Here is a 22,214-nt window from a genome sequence, read left to right on the forward strand (position 1 = left end):
ACCGTACCCGCCGCACCCCCGGCGAAGCGGCAGCGCGGCGGCGGCCCGGTCAACCGGTGCTCAGGCCACGCTGTCCGACAACCACACCGGGGCGTAGAGAGTGTCGTCCTCGCGGCGCGGGCAGAGCCTCGTCGCCTCCAGCAGCAGCCGCACCGGCCCGCGGGCGTTGGTCACCTCGAAGCCGTATCCACCCCGCAGAGCGTTGGTGTAACCGGTCAGCAACACCTCGACGCACTCGCTGCTGAGGTCCTCGACCCCGGCGACGTCGAGGACGACCCGGCCCCGGCGGCCGCGGGCGAACGCGTTCCGCAGGGCTCGCCGCAGGTCGCGGTGCGCGGCGCGGTCGAACACCCCACCCAGCAGGAGATAGGTCGTCTGGCCGGTGCGGTCGGTGTCCCTCTCGATGGAGAAGCTCATGAGCCCGGTCTATCCGGGGCAGGTGGACGGCAGCCGAACACGTCACGTTCCGTCGCTGAACCATCAGCGTGACCGCGCGGCCGGCTGGACCGAGGTCCTCGAGCGCCTGGGGGACGACGCTTTTGACGCCGCGCCCGGGATCCGGAACCGGGCCCGTTGATCTCCGATCCGTGTTTACCTGTTGTTCACCAACGTCGATGGAGGCCAACGATGCCCGATCCGCGCCGTTTGCTACCCCTGCTCGGCCGTCACGGCGGGGGCCGTGACGCGATGACCTGCCAGTACCGCTGCGGGAACGCCTGTGATCACCCCGCGCCCAACGAGACGGACAACCCCTATCTGGGCGACATCGTCAACGCGGCCCTGAGCCGCCGGGGCCTGCTGCTCGCCGGTGGAGCAGGCGCCCTCGTGCTGGGCACCGGTGGCTCCTCGGTGGCCGCGGCGGCCCCGGCCACGACCGCCGTCGCTGCCGCACCCGGCCCCGGGGGCGCGCTCACCTTCAAGCCCATCCCGCCGAACGAGATCGACTCGGTGCTCGTCCCCAACGGCTACGACCACGCGGTGGTCATCCGCTGGGGCGAGCCGATGATGCCGGGCGCCCCCGCCTTCGACCTCGGGCACCAGACCGGCGAGACCCAGTCGAAGCAGTTCGGCTACAACAACGACTTCCTCTGCGTGGTGCCCTTCCCCGGCAGCGACCGGCGGGCCCTGCTCGTGTCGAACCACGAGTACACGAACGAGGAGCTGATGTTCCCGGGCTTCACCACCCAGGAGGCCCTGACCGTCGATCAGGTGCGAGCGGCGATGGCCGCCCACGGCATGTCGGTCGTCGAGATCGAGCGGGTCGGCCGCACCGGTCAGTGGCAGCCGGTCCGGTCCGGCCGCCGGCCCTACAACAAGCGGCTCACCATGCTGGCGACGCCGTTCCGGGCGGACGGTCCGGCGGCCGGCTCACCACCGTTGCGGACGGCCGCCGACCCCCGGGGCACCACGATCATCGGCACGCTCAACAACTGCGCGGGCGGGCTGACGCCCTGGGGCACGGCCCTGTCCGGTGAGGAGAACTTCAACCAGTACTTCGTCGGGGGCGACGCCGTACCCGAGGCGGCCAAGGCCCGGCTCAACCGCTACGGCATCACGACCACCGCGCGCTACCCGAGCGGGTCCCGGCGCTGGGAGCGGGCGCAGGAGCGGTTCGACCTGTCCAAGCACCCGAACGAGGCCAACCGCTTCGGCTGGATCGTCGAGGTCGACCCGCTGGAGCCGGGCGCGTTGCCCCGCAAGCACACCGCGATGGGCCGCTTCAAGCACGAGGGCGCCAACGTCATCGTCGCGAAGAACGGGCAGGTCGCGGCGTACATGGGTGACGACGAGCGGTTCGAGTATCTGTACAAGTTCGTCTCGCACAAGCGCTACCGGCCCGGCGATCGGCGGCACAACCTGACCCTGCTCGAGTCGGGCACGCTCTACGTCGCCAAGCTCACCGGGGACAGCCCGGCCACCGAGATCGACGGCACGGGCAAGCTCCCGGCCGACGGGGCCTTCGACGGTACGGGTAAATGGATCAAGCTGGTCTCGGGCAGCACGTCGTTCGTACCCGGGATGACCGCGACCGAGGTGCTGACCTTCACCCGCGAAGCCGGCGACAAGGTCGGCGCGACCAAGATGGACCGCCCCGAGGACGTCCAGCCGAGCCTGCGGAGCGGCAAGATCTACGCGGCGCTGACCAACAACACCAACCGCGGGCTCCCGTCGTATCCCGGTGTCGACGAGGCCAACCCGCGGGTGGGCAACAAACACGGCCAGATCTTCGAGGTCGTCGAGGACCGGGGCGACCACACCGGCGAGACCTTCACCTGGTCGCTGCCGATCGTCTGCGGCGACCCCAACGACCCGGCCACCTACTTCGCGGGCTACGACAAGACCAAGGTGTCGCCGATCTCCTGCCCCGACAACGTCGCCTTCGACAGCACCGGCAACCTCTGGATCTCGACCGACGGCAACCAGCTGGGCAGCAACGACGGGCTGTTCGCGACCGCGATCGAGGGCCCGGAGCGCGGTCACCTCAAGCAGTTCCTGACGGTCCCGCCCGGCGCCGAGACGTGCGGACCGTTCATCACCGGTGACGACCGGTCGGTCTTCGTCGCGGTGCAGCACCCCGGCGAGGTCACCGGGGCCACCGTCGACAATCCGGCGTCGACCTGGCCGGACGGCGACTATGCCCGGCCGGCGGTCGTGGTCACCTGGCGCCTCGACGGTGGCCGCATCGGCAGTTGAAGCGTTTACCCCCCGTTCATGGCCAGTCGGTAGCTCGCCGGCATCGGCTCTCCTAGCGTTCGGGCAGCCCACCATGGGTGTGCGGCCAGGACGATCAAGGAGAGCCGATGCGTCGACTTCTACCCCTTCTGGGCCACAGTGGTGGCTCGCGGGACGCCATGACCTGTCTCTACCGCTGCGGCAACGCGTGCGACCACCCGGCGCCCAACACCTCGGACAACCCGTACCTGGGCGATGTCGTCAACGCGTCGATGAGCCGGCGCGGTGTCATGCGAGCCGGTGCGGCCGGCGCGCTGGTCCTCGGGGTGAGCGGCGTCGCGGCAGTCCCGGCAGCCGCCGCGCCGGCCCCGGCCGCCGCTGCTCCCGTGGCCGGGGCCGGCCCCAAACCGGGCAAAGCAGGCAAAATCAGCTTCAAGGCCATCCCGCCCAACACGCTCGACAATCTGGTCGTGCCCAACGGCTACGACTCGGCCGTCGTGATCCGCTGGGGCGACCCCGTGGTGGCCGGTGCTCCCTCGTTCGACCTGGACCGGCAGACCGCCCAGCGCCAGTCGCAGCAGTTCGGCTACAACAACGACTTCGTCGGCGTGCTGCCGTTCGGCAACGCGGGCGACCGCGCGCTGCTCGTGGTCAACCACGAGTACACCAACGAGGAGCTGATGTTCCCGGGCTTCACCAGCCTGGACGCGCTCACCGTCGAGCAGGTCAAGGTCGCGATCGCCGCCCACGGCCTCTCCGTGGTGGAGATCGAGCGGGTCGGCCGCACCGGGCAGTGGAAGCCCGTCTCGTCGCGCCGCCTGCCCTACAACAAGCGCATCACGGCGCTCGAGACCGTCTTCAAGCTGACCGGCCCGGTGGCCGGCACGCCGGCGGTGAAGACCGCGGCCGACCCCAAGGGTCAATGGGTCATCGGCACGCTCAACAACTGCGCCGGCGGTGTCACGCCGTGGGGCACCGTTCTCTCCGGCGAGGAGAACTTCAACCAGTACTTCGTCGGTGGCGACGCCGTGGCCGAGGCCGACAAGCCGAAGCTCAACCGCTACGGCATCACGACCACCGCGCGCTACCCCAGCGGCTCGCGCAAGTGGGACCGGGCGCAGGAGCGCTTCGACCTGGCCAAACACCCGAACGAGGCCAACCGCTTCGGCTGGATCGTCGAGGTCGACCCGTTCGACCCGGACGCCCCGCCGCGCAAGCACACCGCGATGGGCCGCTTCAAGCACGAGGGCGCCAACGTCATCGTGGCCAAGAGCGGGCACGTCGTGGCCTACATGGGTGACGACGAGCGGTTCGACTACCTCTACAAGTTCGTCTCGGAGAAGAAGTACCGCCCCGGCGACCGCAAGCACAACCTGACCCTGCTCGAGTCGGGCACGCTCTACGTCGCCCAGGTGACCGGGGACAGCCCGGCGGCCGAGATCGACGGCACGGGCAAGCTCCCGGCCGACGGCGCCTTCGACGGTACGGGCAAGTGGATCAAGCTGGTCTCGGGCACCAAGTCGTTCGTCCCGGGCATGACGGTCGCCGACATCCTGACCTTCACCCGGCTGGCCGGCGACGCGGTCAAGGCGACCAAGATGGACCGTCCCGAGGACGTCCAGCCCAGCCTGCGTACCGGCAAGATCTACGCGGCGATGACCAACAACACCAACCGGGCCGTCGGCACCAACCCGGGCGTGGACGAGGCCAACCCGCGCGTCGCCAACAAGCACGGCCACATCTTCGAGATCACCGAGGACAAGGGCGACCACACCGGCGAGTCCTTCACCTGGACGCTGCCGATCGTGTGCGGCGACCCGGCCGCCGCCGACACCTACTTCGGCGGATACGACAAGACGGCCGTCTCACCGATCTCCTGCCCCGACAACGTCGCCTTCGACAGTGCCGGGAACCTGTGGATCTCGACCGACGGCAACGCTCTGGGCACCAACGACGGCCTGTTCGCGACGCCGATCGAGGGCTCCGAGCGCGGCCACCTGCGGCAGTTCCTCACGGTGCCGCGGGGCGCCGAGACCTGCGGCCCGTTCATCACCGGGGACGACCGCTCGGTCTTCGTCGCGGTGCAGCACCCCGGCGAGATCACCGGCGCCACCGTCGACAAGCCCGTCTCCACCTGGCCCGACGGCGACTACGCCAAGCCGTCCGTGGTGGTCTCGTGGCGCCTCGACGGCGGCCCGATCGGCAGCTGATTCCTCGGTGGCCGCGACGCTCGGCGTCGCGGCCACCGGGTCAGCTGGTGAAGGTGAAGTACTGGTAGGCGCTGTACGTCGGGTAGTTCACACTGTCGTTCGGGGCGCCGGTCAGATAGGCGGTCCGCACCCTGAACTCCCGGCCGGTCATGGGCGGGTGATTCCAGGCGAAGTAGGACTTGCCGTCCTTGTTGAGTTTGAGCACGGCGGACCTGAACGTCCGCCACTTGCCGCCGCCGGCGGACATCTCGATCGTCAGCTCCTGGACGCGGCCCGGATAGGGCGTCATCGTCACCGTGAAATACGGGCTGACCTTGTCACGGAAGAACGTGAAGGGCACCGCACCGATCTTCCCGGTCTTGTACTGCCGGGACATGACGAACGAGGTCGCGACCCGGGTGTGCAGTGTGGACTTCACCTCCTTGGGCGCATAGGTCGTGTCACCGACGAACTTGGCGAAGACGCTGGTCGTCCGGGTGAGCTTGATCGACGCGGTCAGGACGCCCTGAGCGTTGGCCGGCATCCGCCGCAGCAGTCGGCGTCCCTGATCACCGCCGTACGGGTCGGCCCAGATCTCGATGGTGCGGTGGGGCGCGCCCAGTTTCGCGGTGACGGTCACCGTCGAGCCGTACGCGTTGACGGTTCCGTTGCCGGTCAGCGTGAGCGACGGCGTGGTGCGCGCCGGAGGAGTCGTCGACGGGCGGGGCGCCGGCGAGGACGTCGTGGGTGACGGGGTGACCGGGTCGGGTCCGTTGATCACCCAGATCCGGAAGTGGTTGGCCGGGTTGTGGCTGATCGCGAACAGCCGCGGGCCGTCGGGTTGCCAGGCCAGCCGGTCGGCCACGTCGGGTGTCTTGCTCACGTGGGTCGACGGCAGGGTGAAGGTCTCGTCCGCCGCCTCGGAGCCGCCCGGATAGATGGCGACGTCGGTGCCCGTGTCGAAGTTGTTGTAGCCGATCGCCGTCCGCCCGTCCGGATGCACGGTCACGTCGTTCGGGTGGCAGAGGCCCTCGTACGCCGCGGAGTGCAGATACGGCGTCGACGCGGCCGCCTTCCAGGGCGCGCAGGCCGTGCCCCAGCCGATCAGCCCCGCGCCGTCGGCGGTGAGCGTGGCACCCCGCAGGAACGAGTCCGAGAACTTGGCGCTGGTCTGATATTGCTCGGCACCGTCGGCACCGAGCGCGTACGTGTAGGTCCGACCGCTCGTGGCCGGGTCGTTCGAGGTGTCGGCCACGATCAGCCGGCGGGCCGAGGCCAGCAGCTCCGGGGAATCGTGGAACGTGCTGCGGTCGGCCGTGTTGTCGTGCACGCGCAGCACCCGGGTGGCCGGCTCGAGCACGCCGAAGTTGCCCGCGAAGTCGCCCGCGGCCCCGGCGTCGTAACCGAACCAGACCTGCCCGCCGACGGTGGCCACGGTCTTCGGGAACATCGTCGCGTCGACCGAATAGTGCGTCTGCTCGGTGACCGTGGCCGCGTCGAAGGCGACGATCGCGTGCGCGCCGGCGACCGCGGCATAAAGCGTCCTCGAGTCGGGCGAGAGCGCGAGCCCCTGGATCCCGGGCAGGCCGGAGCGCACGCTGACCAGCTCACCGTGGTAGTCGGTGACGACCAGCTGACCGGTCTGGTCGTCGCTGATCAGCACGTGCTTGTTGACCGGGTCGACGAGCAGGTCGCTCGGGTACGAGATCGGCAGGAACTTGCCGTCGGCCAGCACCTCGGCCGCCGAGGCGGATCCGGTGCCGATGGCCACCACGACGGCGGCCGACCCGGCCACGGCGGTGGCGACCAGGGCAGCACGAAGCTTGCGCACGTAGGGAACTCCTGTCCGAGCCGCTATTTCGTGAAGGTGAAGTACCGGTAGGGCGTGTAGGTGTTGTAGTTCAGGTTGTCGAGCGAGATGCCCGGGAGATAGGCGGCGCGGACGCGGTAGAAGACGCCCGTGGCGTGGGCGCCGGTCAGCGTGTAATACGACTTGCCGACCGAGTTGAGCGACGCGTCGACGTTCTTCCACTTCTTCCACTGGCCGCCCGAGTGCACTTCGAACTGCAGCTGCTGGCGGCCGCCGGGCTTGGTGCTCATCGTCGTCGTGAAATACGGGTGGACGGTCTGCCGGAAGTGGGCGTACGACACCGTGCCCAGGTTGGCCGTCTTGTACTGCCGCGTGCTGGTCAGCGAGGCCGGGATGGTGGTGTAGATCCACGCCCGGCGCGACGCCGCGGCGTACTGCTCGGTGCCGAGATAGTTGATGGTCAGGCCGACGCTGCGGACCGCTGTGAGCGAGACGAAGATCTGGCCGTTGGCCGGCACGGTGGCCCGCTTGATCAGCGCCGGGGGCTGGTCGGCCCCGAACGGGTCGGCGTAGACCTCGATCACCTGGCCCGGCTTCTGCGGCGCACCGCCCAGCTGGATGCTGAACTGCGTGGTCGCGTTGTACGAGCCGTACGCGATGTACGGGTGGACGGCCAAGCTCTTGGTCGTCCTGGTGATCTCGATGGTCTTTGTCGCGGCGGCCGGGGCGAAGACGTCGTTCCCGGCGTACGACACTCTGTAGATCGCGGTACCGGCGACCTGCAGGCCGGGCTCGATCCAGTGGAAGCTCCCGTCGGCCCCGGTCCTGAGCGCCGGCAGGGTCACCTCGGCTCCCGGCCCGGGGCCGGTGCGGGTCACGCTGATCTCGGAACCGGCGGGCACGGCCGGGGTGGCGCTGATCCGGCCCCGGATGCCGACCGTGGCCGCCCACGAGTACTGCGACGACGACACCATCGTGATCGTCGGCACGACCAGCTCAGCCCGCGCGGAGGCGCCGGCCGGCCCGGTGCCGGAGGTCACGACGGCGATGGTCGCACCGGCCATCATCAGAGCCGTGAGGGCAGCACGAATGCGCATGAAGTTTCTCCCTGTTGTGGCCGGCGCCGGAGACCCACGGCGCGGGGGCACAGCGTACGGGAAAGATCATCAATCGTCATAGCGGCAGAGGTGCCCGGTACGGACGGAACGGTCGAGGTGCCGGCCGAACTCGGGCAGCACGGTCTCGATGCGCCGGATCGCGTCGCGGATGCGGGCCGTGACCGCCTTGCGGGCCCGTTCCGCGTTGCCGGCACCGAGCGGCCGGACCGCCCCGCCCGGCCGGGTCGCGCGGCGTAACTCATCCAGCAACCGTTCGCGCTCGTCACCGGCCACATCGGCCAGTCGCCGCCGGTAGGCCCGCAGCGCCGTCGCGTCGAGGGTCGGCTCCCCGGCCACCCGGTCGAGCAGCACCGGTCCGCCGCCGGCGGCCAGCTCGAGAGCGGTCACGCCGGCACCGGACCGGGCCAGCAGCACCGACAAGTCGTGCAGGCCCTTGCAGTCCCGCAGGTAGGCCGCGTGTCCGCGATAGCTGACCCGCCACATCTCGCCCGACCGGCAGATCGTCGCCCCGGTCCCCGGCCCCAGTGTGGCCAGGGCCCGCCGGGTCTCGTCGGCCCACAGCCGCGCACCCAGCCGCTCGTGGACGTCGAGCGCGACTCGCAGCGACTCGGCGGCCCCGGCCGGGTCGCCGAGCGCAGCCCGCAGCAGCCCGACCCGATGGGCATGCGCGCCCATGAAGCAGACCAGGGCCCCGTTCACGGCGCAGGTCCCGGCCAGCGGCTCCAGATCGGCCAGCAACAGCGCGCAGAGGTCGCGATCGGCCAGCGCGATGGCCGCGGCGGTGAGCTCGCCGACGAAGACCGACCACAGGTACGACCGGTCGGCCCGCCAGTCCGGGAGGGCCCGCACGGTCTCGACCTCGCGCCGCGCCGCGCCCAGGTCTCCGGCCCGCGCCAGGAATCCGGCCGCCACCGCGTGGGCGTGTGCGGGTGCGCCGACCCACCAGCGCACCGCTTCGGCCGCCGTGCGACGCAGTTCGTCCGGGTCGTTGCGGGCACGCACCACCTCGAGCCGCTGGGACATTCGGACGTTGCCGGTGTCGCTGTCGCCGACCTCCTCGCCCAGCACGGCCGCCTCGGCGATCAGCCGTTCGCCGGTCTCCAGGGCGCCGTCGAGCAGGGCGAGCGCGGCCTGCCTCGTGCGCAGGAGGTAGTCGTGCCGCGGTTGCCGCAGGCTCTCGGTCAGATAGGCGAACTCGCCGAACGCCGCCCGGAAGGCCGCCGAGCCGTTCTCCAGGTGGGCGTTCGCCGTCAGCAGGAAGCCCTGGGCCTGCCGCTCGGGGTCACCCGCGGCCCGCGCGGCCTCGATGATCTCGGTGGCGATCAACACCCGCTCGGCCCCGGTTCCCGGCGTCCACAGCAGATCGTGCCGGGCCAGCAGGCAGCTGGCCAGCGTGACGGGGTCGTCGAGGGTGCGGGCGATGGCGACGGCCCTTTCCGCGTACGGCGCGGCACGGGGCCGGTCGGCCGGCACCGAGTGCTGCAACTGGCGCGCCAGAGCCGCCGTGACCTGCGCCTCGGCCGGTGTGCCGAGCCCGTCGAGGGCATGCCGGGCCGTCTCGAGCGCGGTGATCAGCTCGGTGCGGGGCATGGCGAAGCGGGCGCCCACGCTGTCCAGGCCCAGCGCGACCAGAGCGAGCAGGCCGGCGTCGGTGCCGGCCGGCCGCCACGCCACGTCGAGCAGTGCACGAGCCGCCGCGGCGTCGCCCGCCCGCAGCCGCAGACCGGCCTCGGCGGTGAGGAGCCGGACAAGGTCGGCGTCCGGCAGCCGGGCCCCCGCGTCGGTGACCGCGGTGCGGGCGCGCCGCAGGTGAGCCGCGGCCTCGGCGAAGGCGTAGCGGCCGGCGTCAGCCTCGGCGGCCGCGTGGGCCCAGGTCACCGCGGGGCCGGAGCCGCGCAGCGGGACGGCGGCGGCGAAGTGCCGGGCCAGTTCGGCCGGGAAGACCGGCGCGCCCCGCTCGTGCCGGCGCTGCAGGGCCGACCCGACACGTTCGTGCAGCTCGACGCGTCGGCGGGCGGGCAGCGCGGCGTAGATCGTCTCGCGGAACAGGTCATGGGCGAACCGGACCGGTGCGTCAGCGCCGCCGGTGAGGACACCGGCCGCGAGGGCCGCCTCGATCGGCTCGGCCGTGGGTGCGCCGACATCGGCCAGGACATCCGGCCGGAGTACGGGCCCGGCCACGGCCGCCGCGTCGAGCAGGTCCGCGCAACCCTCCGGCAGCCGGGCCAGCCGTCGGCCGATCACCTCCCGGACGGCCACCGGCACATCGCCGGTGCTCCCGCCGGCCTCCATCAGGCGGCACAGCTCACGGGCGAAGAACGGATGCCCGTCGCTGCGGGTGTGCACGGCCGGCGCCCACTGCCGAGCCGCCGTGTCCCCCGCGATCGCGCGCACCAGGTCACCGGTCTCGGCGGGGCCGAGGCCGCTCAGGGCGATCGACTCGGCCGGCTCGGCCAGGCCGGTCAGGACTCCGGGCGGAAGCTCGTCCGGCCGATAGGCGGCGACCAGCAGCAGCGGGCGCGTGCGGGGCTGCCGGGTCAGGAACTTGAGCAGGCTCACCGAGGTGTCGTCGGCCCACTGAAGATCGTCGAGGATGACGACCACGGGGGCGATCCGCTCGAGAGCCTCGCTGACCGCCGCGAAGACCCGGGCCCGAGCATCGTCGCCGGCCGCCGGCCCCGGTTCACCGACGATCGCCGTCAGCCGCGGGTCGGGTGGCAGCACCCGCAGAGCTTGCGTCCACGGCCACCAGGCGGGCGCGCGGGCATCGTCCCAGCCTGCCCCCCAGAGCACCGTGGACGGGTGGCACTCGGCCGCGAAGCGTCCGAGCAGAGCTGTCTTGCCGATCCCGGCCTCGCCGCTGACCAGCACCAGTCCCGCCCGCCGCGGCCCCGCCCCGGCCCGACCGGCGCGCCCCGCGGCAAGCATCCGGGCCAGCGCAGCGTGCCGGCCGACAAATGGCGTCACCAGCGCATTCTGGCCGCTCGGCGAAGTGCCAGACAGGTTCTGGCGGATGTCCGACCGGATCTGGCGCGTATCAGGTGACAGCAACTTCTGGGGAGGGACCATGTTCGACGCGCGGCAATACAAGGCGACAACCCGGGCACAGTGGGAAGAGGCCGCGGAGGCCTGGCACCGGTGGGGCCCGTTCATCGAGGCCTGGCTGGGCCGGGCCACCGAGGTCATGCTCGACGGCGCCGGGGTCACCGCGGGCAGCCGGGTGCTCGACGTGGCGGCCGGGACCGGTGGTCAGAGCCTGGCCGCCGCTCGCCGGGCCGGCCCGTCCGGCCACGTGCTCGCCACCGACATCAGTCCGGCGGTGCTGCACCACGCGGCGTCCGAGGCGGCCGCGGCCGGCCTGACCACGGTGGACACCCGCGAGCTGGACGGCGAGGGACTGGCGGTGCCGGCCGGCGAGTTCGACGCGGTGATCTCGCGGGTCGGCCTCATCTACTTCCCGGACCAGCCGGCGGCGATGGCGGGCATGCGCGCGGCGCTGCGCCCGGGCGGACGCCTGTCCGCGGTCGTCTACTCCACCGCCGATCGCAACGACTTCTTCGCTGTCCCGGTGGGCATCATCCGGCGCCGAGCCCAGCTGCCGCCGCCCGCGCCGGGGCAGCCCGGCCCGTTCAGCCTGGGCGCCCCGGGCGCGGCCGAACGGCTGTTCACCGAGGCGGGCTTCCACGACGTACGGGTCGAGACCGTGCCATCGCCGGTGCGCCTGACGAACGCGGCCGAGTGTGCCCGGTTCGAGCAGGAGTCATTCGGGGCTCTCCACCAGATGTTGTCCGGGCTGTCGAAAGAGGAGCGAGGCGCGGCGTGGACCGAGGTCGAGGACGCGCTCCGCCGGTTCGAGACTGCCGACGGCTTCATCGGCCCGTGCGAGATGCTGGTCGTCTCGGGCGTCAGCTGAGGTGGTATGCCCGGGGCAGCCGATAGCCGCGCACGGCGAACAGGTGCGCAGGCGGTCCGGGTAGTCGGTGATCAGGCCGTCGACGCCGTCGTCGAGCAGTTCGGCCATGGTCGGGGTGTCGTCGACGGTCCACGGAATGACCTTGATCCCGTACGCGTGGGCGTGCCGGACCATCGCGCGGGTGACATACGGCTGATAGCCGGGGTCGGCGACCGTGCCGTTCTGGGGGAAGCCGTGTACGGGGGAGAACGCCGAGGCGCCGAACGTGCGGATCGCCCGGATCGGGTCGCCGCCGAACGTGTCGATGTCCAGGCCGCCCAGCCACGGTGAGGCGCCCGGCTGTCCGACCTGCAGGAAGTCGTAGTTGGTGAGCGCGACCAGCGGCAGTCGCGGCTCCTCCTGGCGCATCCGCTTCAACGCGCCCCAGTCGAAGCTCTGGATCGTGACCTGCCGCAGCAGGCCGGCCCGGCGGATCTCGGACGCGGTCACCCGGACGAACTGCTCCCGCGGTGCGGTCTCGCTCGGCGCACCGGCCTCGTCTGCTCTTCATGGACTGTCTCCCTTCGTCGTGCGACCAGCCTCTCCCGGACCGCGCGGTGAACGGGCAACATCCACGTGAACCGATGCCGACGATCGGCTCCGCCGTTCGTGAATGAATGCACATATGCACAATTGAACGGTCGCCCGGGCATTGAATCAACGACAGAAGTATTGACACATTTGTGGCGCGCGAACAGAACGTTGAATGAATTGATTCCCCCTGGCGGGCCGTCCGGCCATCGGTTACGTTGAGGGCAGCACTCGCCCTTGACCTGCTTGAACGGCCATTCGGGGAGTTGTCCTGTGCCTGATTCGCTTCCGCTCCTGCTCACCCCCAGAATGGAGCCGATCACCCAATCGGTTCTGACTGAAGGCGCTCTCCTGCGACAACTGACCGACGGTCTCGGGTCCCCGCTCAACGTGGTCCTGCCCGAGGCTCTGGACGACAATGTGGAGGGTTTCCGAGCGGTCTATCGGCACCATCGGTTGCGCGGTCAGATCTATTTCGCGCACAAGGCCAACCGGTCGTCGGCGTTGCTGCGTCACCTCGCCGCCACCGATGCCGGCGTCGACGTCGCCTCGCTGGGCGAGTTGCAGCACGCGCTCGGCTCCGGGTTCGGCCCCGGGCGGATCATGGCCACCGGTCCCAAGAACCGCGAGTTCCTCTGGCTGGCCGCCCGCAGCGGCATCACCGTGAACGCCGACTCACTCGACGAGCTGAGTGAGCTGGCCGCGCTGGTCGCGGCGGGCCGGCTTCCCCGCGTCCGGGTCATGGTGCGGCTGGCCGAGTTCGCCTCCCGTGGCGTCCGGATGGTCAGCCGCCGCAGCCGTTTCGGGGTGCCCTCGGGCCAGCTGTCCGAGGCACTCGACCGGGTGGAGAAGCACGCCGACCAGCTCGAGCTCACCGGGGTGGCCTACCACCTGGACACGATCGGCTTGGCCGAGAAGGCGATCGCGCTGGAGAGCTGCCTGGTCGCCCTGGACGAGTGCCGGCGTCGCGACCGGGCCGCGTGGTCGATCGACATCGGCGGCGGGTTCGGGGTCGACTACCTGGCCGACGGGCAGCAGTGGGAGCGCTACACCTCCGAGCTGGCCCAGGCCATGCTCGGGCGGCGGGCGCCGCTCACCTGGAACGAGCACGGCTACGGGCTGCGCAACGAGGCGGGCACCCTGCGCGGGACACTCGGGCTGTATCCCGCGTCCCGGCCGGACTCGGGTCCCGGCTATCTCGGCCGGCTGCTCTCGGCCACGGCGCCCGAGCAGCGCCGGCCGCTCGGCACCCTGCTGCTCGACAGCATGTGTGACCTCGACATCGAGCCGGGCCGGGCGCTGCTCGACCAGTGCGGTCTGGTGCTCGCCCGGGTGCTCGAGGTGCGGGAGGGCGCCGACCTCCTCGTACGGCTGGATCTGAACGCCCGGGACGTGAGCCTCGAGGAGCACGGGGTGCTGATGGACCCGGTCGTGATCCCGCGCGACGGCAACGCCGTGCCCGAGACCACCGAGGTCTATCTGCTCGGCAACCTCTGCCTGGAGTCCGATCTGATCACCCGGCGCAAGGTGGTCCTGCCTGTCCGGCCCCGGCCCGGCGACCTGCTGGCGTTCGTCAACACGGCCGGCTACTTCATGGACTTCAGCGCGACCCGTGCCCTGCACCAGCCCATCGGGCGCAAGGTCGCGCTCTTCCGCCAGGGCGGCTCCTGGAGCTGGTGCCTCGACGAGCACTACTGGCCCGTCCACGAGAGCCGGGAGGCAGCATGAGATACGAGGACATGACCGAGGCGATCGGCAACACCCCGCTGGTGCGGATCGACCCGGCCGTGCACGGTCTGCGCAACATCGACCTCTACGCCAAGATGGAGCTGCTCAACCCGTTCGGCTCGCTCAAGGACCGGGCGGCCTGGCAGATGGCCCGCCCGCTGCTGGCCGGCGCGGCCGAGCGGGGCGACACGGTGGTCGAGCTCTCCAGCGGCAACACGGCCAAGGCGCTCGCGATGATCGCGGGCATGCACGGCCTGCGGTTCAAGAGCGTCACCAACCGGATGAAGGTCCCCGAGGTCAAGGACCTGTTGCTGCTGCTCGGGGCGGAGATCGACGAGCTGCCGGGCCAGGCCGAGTGCCTCGACCCGAGCGACACCGAGGACCCGCTGTCACGCATGCACCGCACGCTGACCAGCAACGGCAGCGGATACGTGCACACCGATCAGTACTTCAACGAGCGCAACGTCGAGGCCCACCAGCACGGCACCGGTCCCGAGATCGTGAAGGACCTCGACGGCCGGGCGCCCGACTATTTCGTGGCCTGCGTCGGCACCGCCGGGTCGTCGACCGGGGTGGCCCGGGCCCTGCGGCAGCACGATCCCGACGTCCGGGTCATCGGCCTGGTCGCCGCCAAGAGCGATTTCATCCCGGGCATCCGCACCATCGACGAGGTGCACGAGGTCGGGCTCTTCGAGCCCGGCGTCTACGACGCGATCGAGACCATCACCGCCGACGAGGCCATCGACGGCCTCCTGACGCTGGTGCGCCGATGCGGTACGCCGGCCGGGCCCACCGGTGGAGGCGCCTTCCACGGCGCTGTCCGCCACCTGCGGACGGTCGACGCCGGCCTGACCGAGCGCCGGACGGCGGTCTTCATCGTCTGCGACCGGGTCGAGAGCTACCTGTCGTATCTGCGGGAGCGACGGCCCGCCCTGTTCGGACGCCCGCCGAGGCGCAACGACACCCGGGGCCTGGACGAGGCGGAGATCGCGGCCGCGCCGACGGCCGACGTCGAGGAGGCCCGGCGGTGGCCGGGCCTGGTCGTCGACCTGCGCAGCCCGTACGCCTTCCAGGCGCTGCACATCGACGGCTCGATCAACATCGTGGACGAGCTCTTCGCCGAGCTGCTCCACGGTGGACTACCCTTCAGTCGCCGGCAGCCGGTGCTGCTGGTCTGCCCGGTCGGCGAGAAGTCGGCCCGTTACGCGGCCCTGCTGACCAGGATGGGGCACCCGTCGGTGCGGTCGCTGGCGGGCGGCATCATCGCGTGGCGGGACGCGGGCGCACGGCTGGTGCGTGACTGATGACGCTCGCCCTCGACCTCGACGTCCGCTCACAGTTCCCCCAGCTGGTGGGCAATCCGGGCGTCGCCTACCTCGACAGCGCCGCGACGACGCAGAAGCCGCAGGCCGTGCTGGACGCGGTGACGACCTATCTGACCAGCGAGAACGCCAACGCGGCACGCGGCACCTATCCGTGGGCGAATCGCACCACCGCCCGCATAGAGGACACCCGCGACCGGGTGCGCCGGTTTCTTGGCGACCGGTCGCCGGCGACCTCGGGCGTGCACTTCGTCAGCGGCACCACCGCGGGGCTGCGGGCGGTCGCGCTCGACTGGCTGCCGCTCGTGCTGGGGGACGGCGACGAGATCATCGTGCCTTTCGCCGACCACAGCGCCAACCTGGTGCCCTGGCTGGACGCCGTCGAGCTGCTGCGGCGGCAGGGCACCCACGTCGTGGTGCGGCCCATGCCCTACGACGCGGCGCACGATTACGACGTGGCGCGCCTGCCGATCGGGCCGCGCACCCGGCTGATCGCCGCCACCCACGTGCATCACGTCTATGGCAACGACATGAACGTGCACCGGCTGCGCGCGGCGGCCGGGCCGGAGATCCCGATCTGCCTGGACGCGGCGCAGAGCTTCGGTCACCTGCCTGTTTCCGTCCGGGATCTGGACGTCGACTTCGTGGTCTTCTCGGGCCACAAGGCGATGGCGCTGCCGGGCATCGGAGTGGTCTGGGCTCGCAACCAGCGGGGACCGGCCTTCGCGCCGGCCGGGTGGAGCGGGTCGCCGAACACCGCCGGGATCGTGAGTCTGGCCGCCGCGATGGACTGGCTCTCGTCCGTCGGGCTCGATCGGATCGCGTCCTGGTCGGTGTCTCTGGCGGCCCGCTTCACCGCCGGGCTCGCGGCCTTGCCGGGCTATGAGGTGCTCGGTTGTCAGAGCAGCCTGACCGCCGGCTCGACGGTGCAGCGGCGGCACGGCATCGTCACCTTTCGCCACCGCGAGATCGGCTCGCACGACCTCGGTTTCATCCTGGCCGCGGACGGCCTGCTCGTGCGGGCCGACGGCCACTGCCAAGGCTCCGAGGGGGAGAAGACCTCTTCGGTACGGGTGAGCTTGCATGTCTACAACACGGCCGAGGAGGTCGACCGGTTGCTGGAAACGCTGGCGGCTCTCGATTCCCAGGGGGTCGCCACCACCTCGCCACGCCCCTCCTGTTAGAAATGATTGTCGTTTCAATTCGTTTCTGAGGATGGGCCCATGCCGTCGACGGCGCTCGACTCCGCCCGCTGGCGCACCGCCTGGGACGAGGTGATGACCGGCTTCGTCCCCGGCTTGGAAACCTTGGAGGCCGCCATCGGCACGGCCGCCGAGTCGGTGCTGGGCCGCCCACCGGCGCGGATCCTCGACCTCGGCGGCGGCCCCGGCGTGATCACCGAACGCATGGCCGGCCGCTGGCCCGGCGCCCAGGTGACGCTGATCGACATCGACCCGGTCCTGCTGGCGATGGCCCGCGACGGCGTGCCCCCGTCGGTGACGGTCCTCGACGCCGACCTGAGCGAGCCCGGCTGGACCAGCACCGCCGGCGGCGCCCACGACCTGATCACCGCCATCATGACCGTCCACTATCTACGCCCGGAGCGCGTCCGCAGCCTCTACCGTCGCTGCCACCAGGCGATGTCCCCCGGCGGCCTGCTGATCATCGCCGACCTGATGCCCGACGACGGCCTGCCCACCGTGACGAGCGCCCTCAACCCCGCGCCGGGCGAGGCGGCCGCCGAGCTGGCCTGGACCCAGTGGTGGGGCGAGGCCGCCGAGGCTTTCGCCCACCTGATGCCCGCCCGCACCGAGGTCTTCCGTCACCGCGCCCCGGCCAACTTCGCCGGCACAGTCTCGTGGCACCTCGCCGCCACCCGGACGGCCGGCTTTCGCGAGGCCGGCCTGCTGTGGCGACATGGGCGGCACGCCGCGTTGCTCGCTCTCGCCTGACGGGCGAAAGCCCCCGCCTCCGGAACCGGAGACGGGGGCTTCGCCTAACCTGGTGCTACTTGGTGACCTTGACCGTGTAGGTCTGGGGTGCGGCGGTGTTGCCCGCGCGGTCGGTCGCCGTGTAGGTGACCTTCAAGGTGCCCTGGCCGACGCCCTTGACGTTGATGCTCCAGTGGCCCAGGAGCAGCGACGGACTGTCGGTCACCTGCTTGGCCCTGGCCGCCGCCTCGGTCTGCGAGGACGCCTTGACCCACGTGGCGCCGTCGTAGAAGTACCACTTGGCCGCGCGTTCCTGGATCAGGGACACCTGGACCTTGGTGGTGCCCAGGCCCTGGTCGGCCACGAAGCCCGAGACGGAACGCCACGACGAGGCCGACGCGGGGTTGCGCGGCACGTCGAGGCGCACGATCGGCGCGTACGTGTCGGCCGTGACCTTCACCGAGCCGGCCTTCACCGCCGTGCCCGCACCCACCGCGTTGAACGGCGTGACCGTCACCGGATAGGTGCCGGCCTTGGTGTAGGTGTGCGCGACCAGCGTGCCGTTGGCCGACATGGTGGTGGAGGCGCCGTCACCCCAGTTGACGACGAGCTTGGCGGCGCCGTCCACCTTGCTCACCGCGAGCACGGTGAACTGCGAAGCCCAGATCGACTGCGGGGCCAGCAGATACTTACCCGCCGGCTGAGTCGTGACCTGGACGACCGCCGCGCCCTGGAAGGTGGCCGCCGCGGTGTTGCCCGCCTCGTCGGTGAGCTGCACGGACACCGGGTACGAGCCGGCCTTCGCGTACGTGTGGGTCAGGCTCTCCGCCGGGGCCGAGCCGTCACCCCAGTTCACCACCCGCTTGATCTTGCCCGGGGCGCTGACGTCGTCGGCCAGCGCGACCTGGGTCAGCGTCACCGACTGGCCCGGCCACAGTGCCGTCGCCCCGAGCTGGAACGTCCCGGTCGGCGGCGTGGTGTCGGCCGGGGTCGCCGTGCCGGGCGTGCTGCGCGGCGTGCCGTCGGCCGTGATCGGCGTGTTGGCGGCGAAGTAGCCGACCAGCATCGTCAGGTCGTTGTCGCCGGTGGTGACGCGGTTCGTGCCCTGCCCCAGCGTGACGAAGTTGTCGCCGCCGGCGGCCAGGAACGAGTTCGACGTGACGCGATAGGTGCCGGTCGGGCTCAGCACGACGCCGTTCAGCTTCAGGGTCGACGCGATGATGCGCGAGCCCCGGGGCCGGCTGACGTCGTACGAGTAGGTGAGCCCCTTCGACGAGCCGAGGTGCAGCACCGGGCGGGACGCCTCGTCCGGCTGCCACTGCTCCTCGAGCACCTGCTTGATCTGCGCCCCGGTGAGGGTCTGGGTGACCACGTCGTTGGCGAACGGCTGCACCGCGAAGGCGTCGGCGTAAGTCACCGTGCCGTCGGTGCGGAACAGCAGGTCGGCCCGCAGACCGCCGGGGTTCATGAACGCGATCTGGGCGCCACCACGACCGGCCGCGCTGGTCTGGTCGAGCTGCACGTCGGCGATGAAGTTGCCGAGCACCGACTCGGCGCCCCGGTCCTCGGTGCCCGTGGCGCTGTAGGCCCGCTTGATGTCCGCCGTGATTTTGCCGAGCGGCTGCTTGCCCAGCTCGCTCGCGGTCGCCTTGGCCTTCGTGACGATCGCCTCGACGGCCGGGTCGGCCGGGTAGCCGGTCACCTCGAGCAGCCCGGCGGTCGACTTCGTCACCGACTTGGTCGCCGGGTCGAAAGTCAGCACCGCCTGGCCCAGCCGCAGGCCGTAGTCCTCGGCCTGGATCACCGGACGGGTCCGGTCGGTGCCGGGGACCGGAACCTCGAACGCGTACGGCTGGTGGGTGTGCCCGCTGAAGATGGCGTCGATCTCGGCGCTCACCCGGGTGAAGTCGCCGAAGACCGGGTCGGCCTGCAGCGCCGCCGCCGAGCCGATGTTCTCGGTCGCGGCACCCTCGTGGGCCAGCAGCACCAGGACATCGGCCTCACCGTTGGCCTCGTTGCCGTCGGAGAGCTCCGCCGCCAGCGTGTTGGCCTCGGCCACCGGGTCGCGGAACTGCACCCCGGCGATGCCGTCCGGGCTGACCAGCGACGCGGTCTGCTCGGTGACCACGCCGATGTAGCCGACCTTGACTCCGCCCAGCGTCTGCACGCTGTAGCCGGGCAGCACCCGCCGGCCGTCCTGGTAGACGTTGGCCGCCAGATAGGGGAAGTCGGCCCGCGACTCGACCCGGCCCCGCAGGTCGGCCAGGCCCTTGTCGAACTCGTGGTTGCCGACCGCCGAGACGTTCAGCTTGCCCGCGTTCAGCGCGTCGATCGTCGGATTGTCGCCGTCGATGGCCGAGATAAAGGTGGACGCGCCGATGTTGTCACCGGCCGAGAGCCACGCGGTGTTGGGGTTGGCCGCACGCAGCTGGTTGACCATCCCGACCAGCTGGGCCGCGCCCCCCTTCCCCGCGGCCGGCTGCTCGAGGCGGCCGTGGAAGTCGTTGATGCTCAGCAGCTGCAGGTCGACCGGCCCGCTCGCGCCGGTCCTGAGGCCGACGACGACCGGGTCGTGGTCGCTGGCCCGGTACGGGCCGTCGGAGTAGAACGGCGCGTATCCGTCGTACTCGTAGGCGAACGACTCGACCGAGTTGATGTTCCACACGTCGACGCCGGTCACCCGCGAGGCGAGCGAGGCCGAGGCCAGCGCGTGGTCGAGCGATCCCGACTCCCCGCCGAAGACGTACGACGACTGGTCGGCGTCCGCGACGTTCCGGTAACCGGCGTCGGCCAGCACCTGGATCGGGTCTTCCTGGCTGTACGCGTTGAAGTCGCCCAGCAGGAGCACGTCGGAGGTGCCGAGCGAGCCGACGAACTGCGCCAGCGCGGCCGCCTGCCGCTTGCGGTCCCCGTTGTACGCGCCCTGCCCGTCCCCGGTGTCCACGTTGTCGCCGGTCGGCTCGACCGAGGCGCTCTTGGACTTGAGATGGTTGGCGACCACGGTGAAGGTGGCCGAGCCGGCGGTGAAGGTCTGCGCGATGGGCTCCCGCGCGTTCGACCAGACCGACTCGTCGTTGACCGACCGCGCGGCGCCCCGGGGGGTCACCGCGGCCGGCTTGAAGATGATCGCCGTGGTGATGAAGTCCTGCTGCTCGGCGCCCGGCAGGTCGGCCGGCGAGCGCACGTAGTCCCAGGTGCCCGCCCCGTCCTTCGCGTTCAGCGCGCCGACCAGGGTCTTCAGCGCGACCTGAGGATCGTTCGGCTCGAACCGGACCGAGTTCTCGATCTCCATGAGCGCGACGACGTCGGCGTCGAGCGCGCTGATCGCCGAGACGATCTTCGCCTGCTGCTTGGCCAGCGCGGCCGCGTCGGTGGCGCCCCGGGCCTCGCCACCGAAGTGGACGAAGTAGTTGAGCACGTTGAAGCTGGCCACTCGCAGATCGCCGCCCACGTCGGCCGGAGCCGGCGTCCGCGGGTGGGAGTCCTTGAAGGTCGTCTGCAGCGAGGCCGGGTCGGCCGGCTGCAGGCGCCACTCGCTGAAGCCGAAGCTCAGCACGCTCGGGCCGAACTTCTCCACGCCGTCGCCGACCCGGACCGGGTCGTCCTTGGTCAGGTAGGCCGGAGCCAGCCCCGCGGTGGCGAGGTTGGTCGTCCTGCCGTCGTCGAGCAGGATCCGCCGCGCCTTGTTACCGGCCTTGATCGCGTTGGCCTCGGCCGAGCCGGGACGCGCCCGGTCGGTCGGGATCTTCGCGACGTCGTTGCCGGCGGCCAGGATGATCTCGCCGTACCGGTTGGTGTTGTACACGTCCGAGACCGTGTACGCGCCGACCGGCGCGACCAGCATCGACTCGACCGACTCGCGGGCCGCGTCGTCCAGCGGCAGGCTCAGCGCCACCGGCGCGGGCAGCGCGACACCGGTCGCGCAGACCGCCGTGTCGCCCTTCGCCGCGGTGGTGATCTCGGTGAGGCCGTTGAACTCGGTGACCGTGCCGGTGACCCGCACCTGGTCGCCGATGGCGACCGTGGGGGCGTTGGCGGCACTGGCGCCGAAGAAGACAAAGATCGCGTCGGAGGCGGTGCCGGCCGCGACGGGGCGGTCGCCGCCGGTGCCCGCGGTCTGCACGTAGACGCCGTTGTAGCCACCGCTGCGGTGGTCGGCGGTCACGACGCCCTCGACGGTGACCTTGGTGTTGGCCACGGGGGTGTCGGCGCCGGTGCCCTGCACCTGGGCGATCGTGTGTGTGGGGCCGGTCGTGCAGTCGGCCGGCTCCTCGGGCTCCTCGGGCGGCACGACGGCGTTGAGAGCGCCGAACGAACTGGTCGCGGGGACCTGCCACGTGCCGTCGATCTTTTGCAGCGACTGCCCGACCGGCGTCGAGTCGATCTCCGAGACGCCGATGTCCACGCTGGTCACCCCGGCCGCCGGGCCGGCGGTGGCGGTCAGGACGCCCTCGTAGCTGAGGAACTCGGCCACCGAGCCGTCCGGCTTGATCAGGGCGAAGCCGTCGGGAGCACCGTTCTGCAGGCCGTTGGCCGGATAGGTCTGGACAACCACGCCGGCGGCCGGAACGGCACCGCTGAGCGTGGCCGTGTTGTAGACCGCGCCGCCGCTGCCGTTGTAGAGGACGATCTGCCAGCCGGTCAGGTCGAAGCCGGCCGGGGCCTGCACCTCGATCGCCTCGCCGCTGTCGGTGCCGGCGTTGTCATAGTGGATCTCGCTGAGGAACGGGTCGCCGGGCTCGGCGGCCACGGCCGGTCCGGCCAGGCTCACGCCGACGGCGACGGCCAGGGCGGCCGCACCGATCGCTCGCAGCGCCGCCGCGGACGGGCCGCCACGCGAATATCGATACATCGAAGATTGTCCTCCGGTGGAAGGTGATCCGCCGGACGTTAGATAGCGCGCATGACGATCGATCCTCGGTACGGTAACGAATAGGCATTGGGGCAGGTAAATGGCGGG

At 71.1% G+C, this 22,214-nt stretch carries 12 protein-coding genes and 1 pseudogene; 7 read left to right on the plus strand and 6 right to left on the minus strand.

Features of this window, described 5'->3' with window-relative positions:
- Positions 1–60 precede the first annotated feature (60 nt).
- Positions 61–417 (minus strand): STAS domain-containing protein, encoded by a 357-nt coding sequence (locus NAG42_RS18860; protein ID WP_250031680.1) that lies wholly within the window; start codon positions 415–417, stop codon positions 61–63.
- A 210-nt stretch (positions 418–627) separates the two neighbouring features.
- Between NAG42_RS18860 and NAG42_RS18865 the strand changes: the two genes are divergently transcribed.
- Positions 628–2,694 carry a PhoX family protein gene (locus NAG42_RS18865; protein ID WP_250031681.1) on the plus strand — a complete coding sequence of 689 codons (2,067 nt, stop codon included), beginning with the start codon at positions 628–630 and terminating at the stop codon, positions 2,692–2,694.
- A gap of 107 nt (positions 2,695–2,801) precedes the next feature.
- Entirely contained in the window at positions 2,802–4,883 is a 2,082-nt protein-coding gene (locus NAG42_RS18870; RefSeq protein WP_250031682.1) for a PhoX family protein, read from the plus strand.
- A gap of 40 nt (positions 4,884–4,923) precedes the next feature.
- On the opposite strand, the gene NAG42_RS18875 is transcribed toward NAG42_RS18870, so the two are convergent.
- From NAG42_RS18875 to NAG42_RS18885, 3 genes are all read right to left on the minus strand, one after another.
- Positions 4,924–6,693: an SMP-30/gluconolactonase/LRE family protein gene (locus NAG42_RS18875; protein WP_250031683.1), complete on the minus strand. Its 1,770-nt coding sequence runs from the start codon at positions 6,691–6,693 to the stop codon at positions 4,924–4,926.
- 23 nt (positions 6,694–6,716) lie between these two features.
- Positions 6,717–7,769, minus strand: a complete 1,053-nt coding sequence (locus tag NAG42_RS18880; protein ID WP_250031684.1) for a hypothetical protein — start codon at positions 7,767–7,769, stop codon at positions 6,717–6,719.
- 69 nt (positions 7,770–7,838) lie between these two features.
- A complete protein-coding gene (locus NAG42_RS18885) occupies positions 7,839–10,757 on the minus strand; it encodes an ATP-binding protein (RefSeq protein ID WP_250031685.1) in 2,919 nt (972 codons plus the stop codon).
- Positions 10,758–10,857: 100 nt separating this feature from the next.
- On the opposite strand from NAG42_RS18885, the gene NAG42_RS18890 reads away from it, so the two are divergent.
- Positions 10,858–11,703, plus strand: a complete 846-nt coding sequence (locus NAG42_RS18890) for a class I SAM-dependent methyltransferase (RefSeq protein ID WP_250031686.1) — start codon at positions 10,858–10,860, stop codon at positions 11,701–11,703.
- 114 nt (positions 11,704–11,817) lie between these two features.
- On the opposite strand, the pseudogene NAG42_RS18895 reads toward NAG42_RS18890, so the two are convergent.
- Positions 11,818–12,192 (minus strand): annotated as a pseudogene (locus tag NAG42_RS18895) (glycerophosphodiester phosphodiesterase); the annotation flags it as partial.
- A gap of 354 nt (positions 12,193–12,546) precedes the next feature.
- On the opposite strand from NAG42_RS18895, the gene NAG42_RS18900 reads away from it, so the two are divergent.
- Genes NAG42_RS18900 through NAG42_RS18915 form a run of 4 tightly spaced genes read left to right on the plus strand, consistent with a single transcriptional unit; the run spans position 12,547 to position 17,275 of the window.
- Positions 12,547–14,001, plus strand: coding sequence for a type III PLP-dependent enzyme domain-containing protein (locus NAG42_RS18900; RefSeq protein ID WP_250031687.1), 1,455 nt, complete (start codon positions 12,547–12,549; stop codon positions 13,999–14,001).
- Positions 13,998–15,305: a pyridoxal-phosphate dependent enzyme gene (locus tag NAG42_RS18905; protein WP_250031688.1), complete on the plus strand. Its 1,308-nt coding sequence runs from the start codon at positions 13,998–14,000 to the stop codon at positions 15,303–15,305. Before NAG42_RS18900 ends, NAG42_RS18905 begins: the two co-directional genes overlap by 4 nt.
- On the plus strand, positions 15,305–16,507 hold the full coding sequence (locus tag NAG42_RS18910) for an aminotransferase class V-fold PLP-dependent enzyme (RefSeq protein WP_250031689.1): 1,203 nt from the start codon (positions 15,305–15,307) through the stop codon (positions 16,505–16,507). Before NAG42_RS18905 ends, NAG42_RS18910 begins: the two co-directional genes overlap by 1 nt.
- Positions 16,508–16,546: 39 nt before the next feature.
- A complete protein-coding gene (locus NAG42_RS18915; protein WP_250031690.1) occupies positions 16,547–17,275 on the plus strand; it encodes a class I SAM-dependent methyltransferase in 729 nt (242 codons plus the stop codon).
- A 55-nt stretch (positions 17,276–17,330) separates the two neighbouring features.
- Here the strand turns inward: NAG42_RS18915 and NAG42_RS18920 are convergent, their stop codons facing one another.
- Entirely contained in the window at positions 17,331–22,106 is a 4,776-nt protein-coding gene (locus NAG42_RS18920; RefSeq protein WP_250031691.1) for an ExeM/NucH family extracellular endonuclease, read from the minus strand.
- Between the last annotated feature and the right edge of the window lie 108 nt (positions 22,107–22,214).

The organism is Paractinoplanes maris (assembly GCF_023544465.1).
In the GTDB taxonomy this organism is placed as follows: Bacteria; Actinomycetota; Actinomycetes; order Mycobacteriales; family Micromonosporaceae; genus Actinoplanes; species Actinoplanes maris.

What these genes read in the sequence shown, in the direction of transcription:
- NAG42_RS18860 (WP_250031680.1), bottom strand. Translation starts at nt 417, where the DNA reads ATGAGCTTCTCCATCGAGAGGGACACCGACCGCACCGGCCAGACGACC.
- NAG42_RS18865 (WP_250031681.1), top strand. Translation starts at nt 628, where the DNA reads ATGCCCGATCCGCGCCGTTTGCTACCCCTGCTCGGCCGTCACGGCGGG.
- NAG42_RS18870 (WP_250031682.1), top strand. Translation starts at nt 2,802, where the DNA reads ATGCGTCGACTTCTACCCCTTCTGGGCCACAGTGGTGGCTCGCGGGAC.
- NAG42_RS18880 (WP_250031684.1), bottom strand. Translation starts at nt 7,769, where the DNA reads ATGCGCATTCGTGCTGCCCTCACGGCTCTGATGATGGCCGGTGCGACC.
- NAG42_RS18890 (WP_250031686.1), top strand. Translation starts at nt 10,858, where the DNA reads ATGTTCGACGCGCGGCAATACAAGGCGACAACCCGGGCACAGTGGGAA.
- NAG42_RS18905 (WP_250031688.1), top strand. Translation starts at nt 13,998, where the DNA reads ATGAGATACGAGGACATGACCGAGGCGATCGGCAACACCCCGCTGGTG.
- NAG42_RS18910 (WP_250031689.1), top strand. Translation starts at nt 15,305, where the DNA reads ATGACGCTCGCCCTCGACCTCGACGTCCGCTCACAGTTCCCCCAGCTG.
- NAG42_RS18915 (WP_250031690.1), top strand. Translation starts at nt 16,547, where the DNA reads ATGCCGTCGACGGCGCTCGACTCCGCCCGCTGGCGCACCGCCTGGGAC.
- NAG42_RS18920 (WP_250031691.1), bottom strand. Translation starts at nt 22,106, where the DNA reads ATGTATCGATATTCGCGTGGCGGCCCGTCCGCGGCGGCGCTGCGAGCG.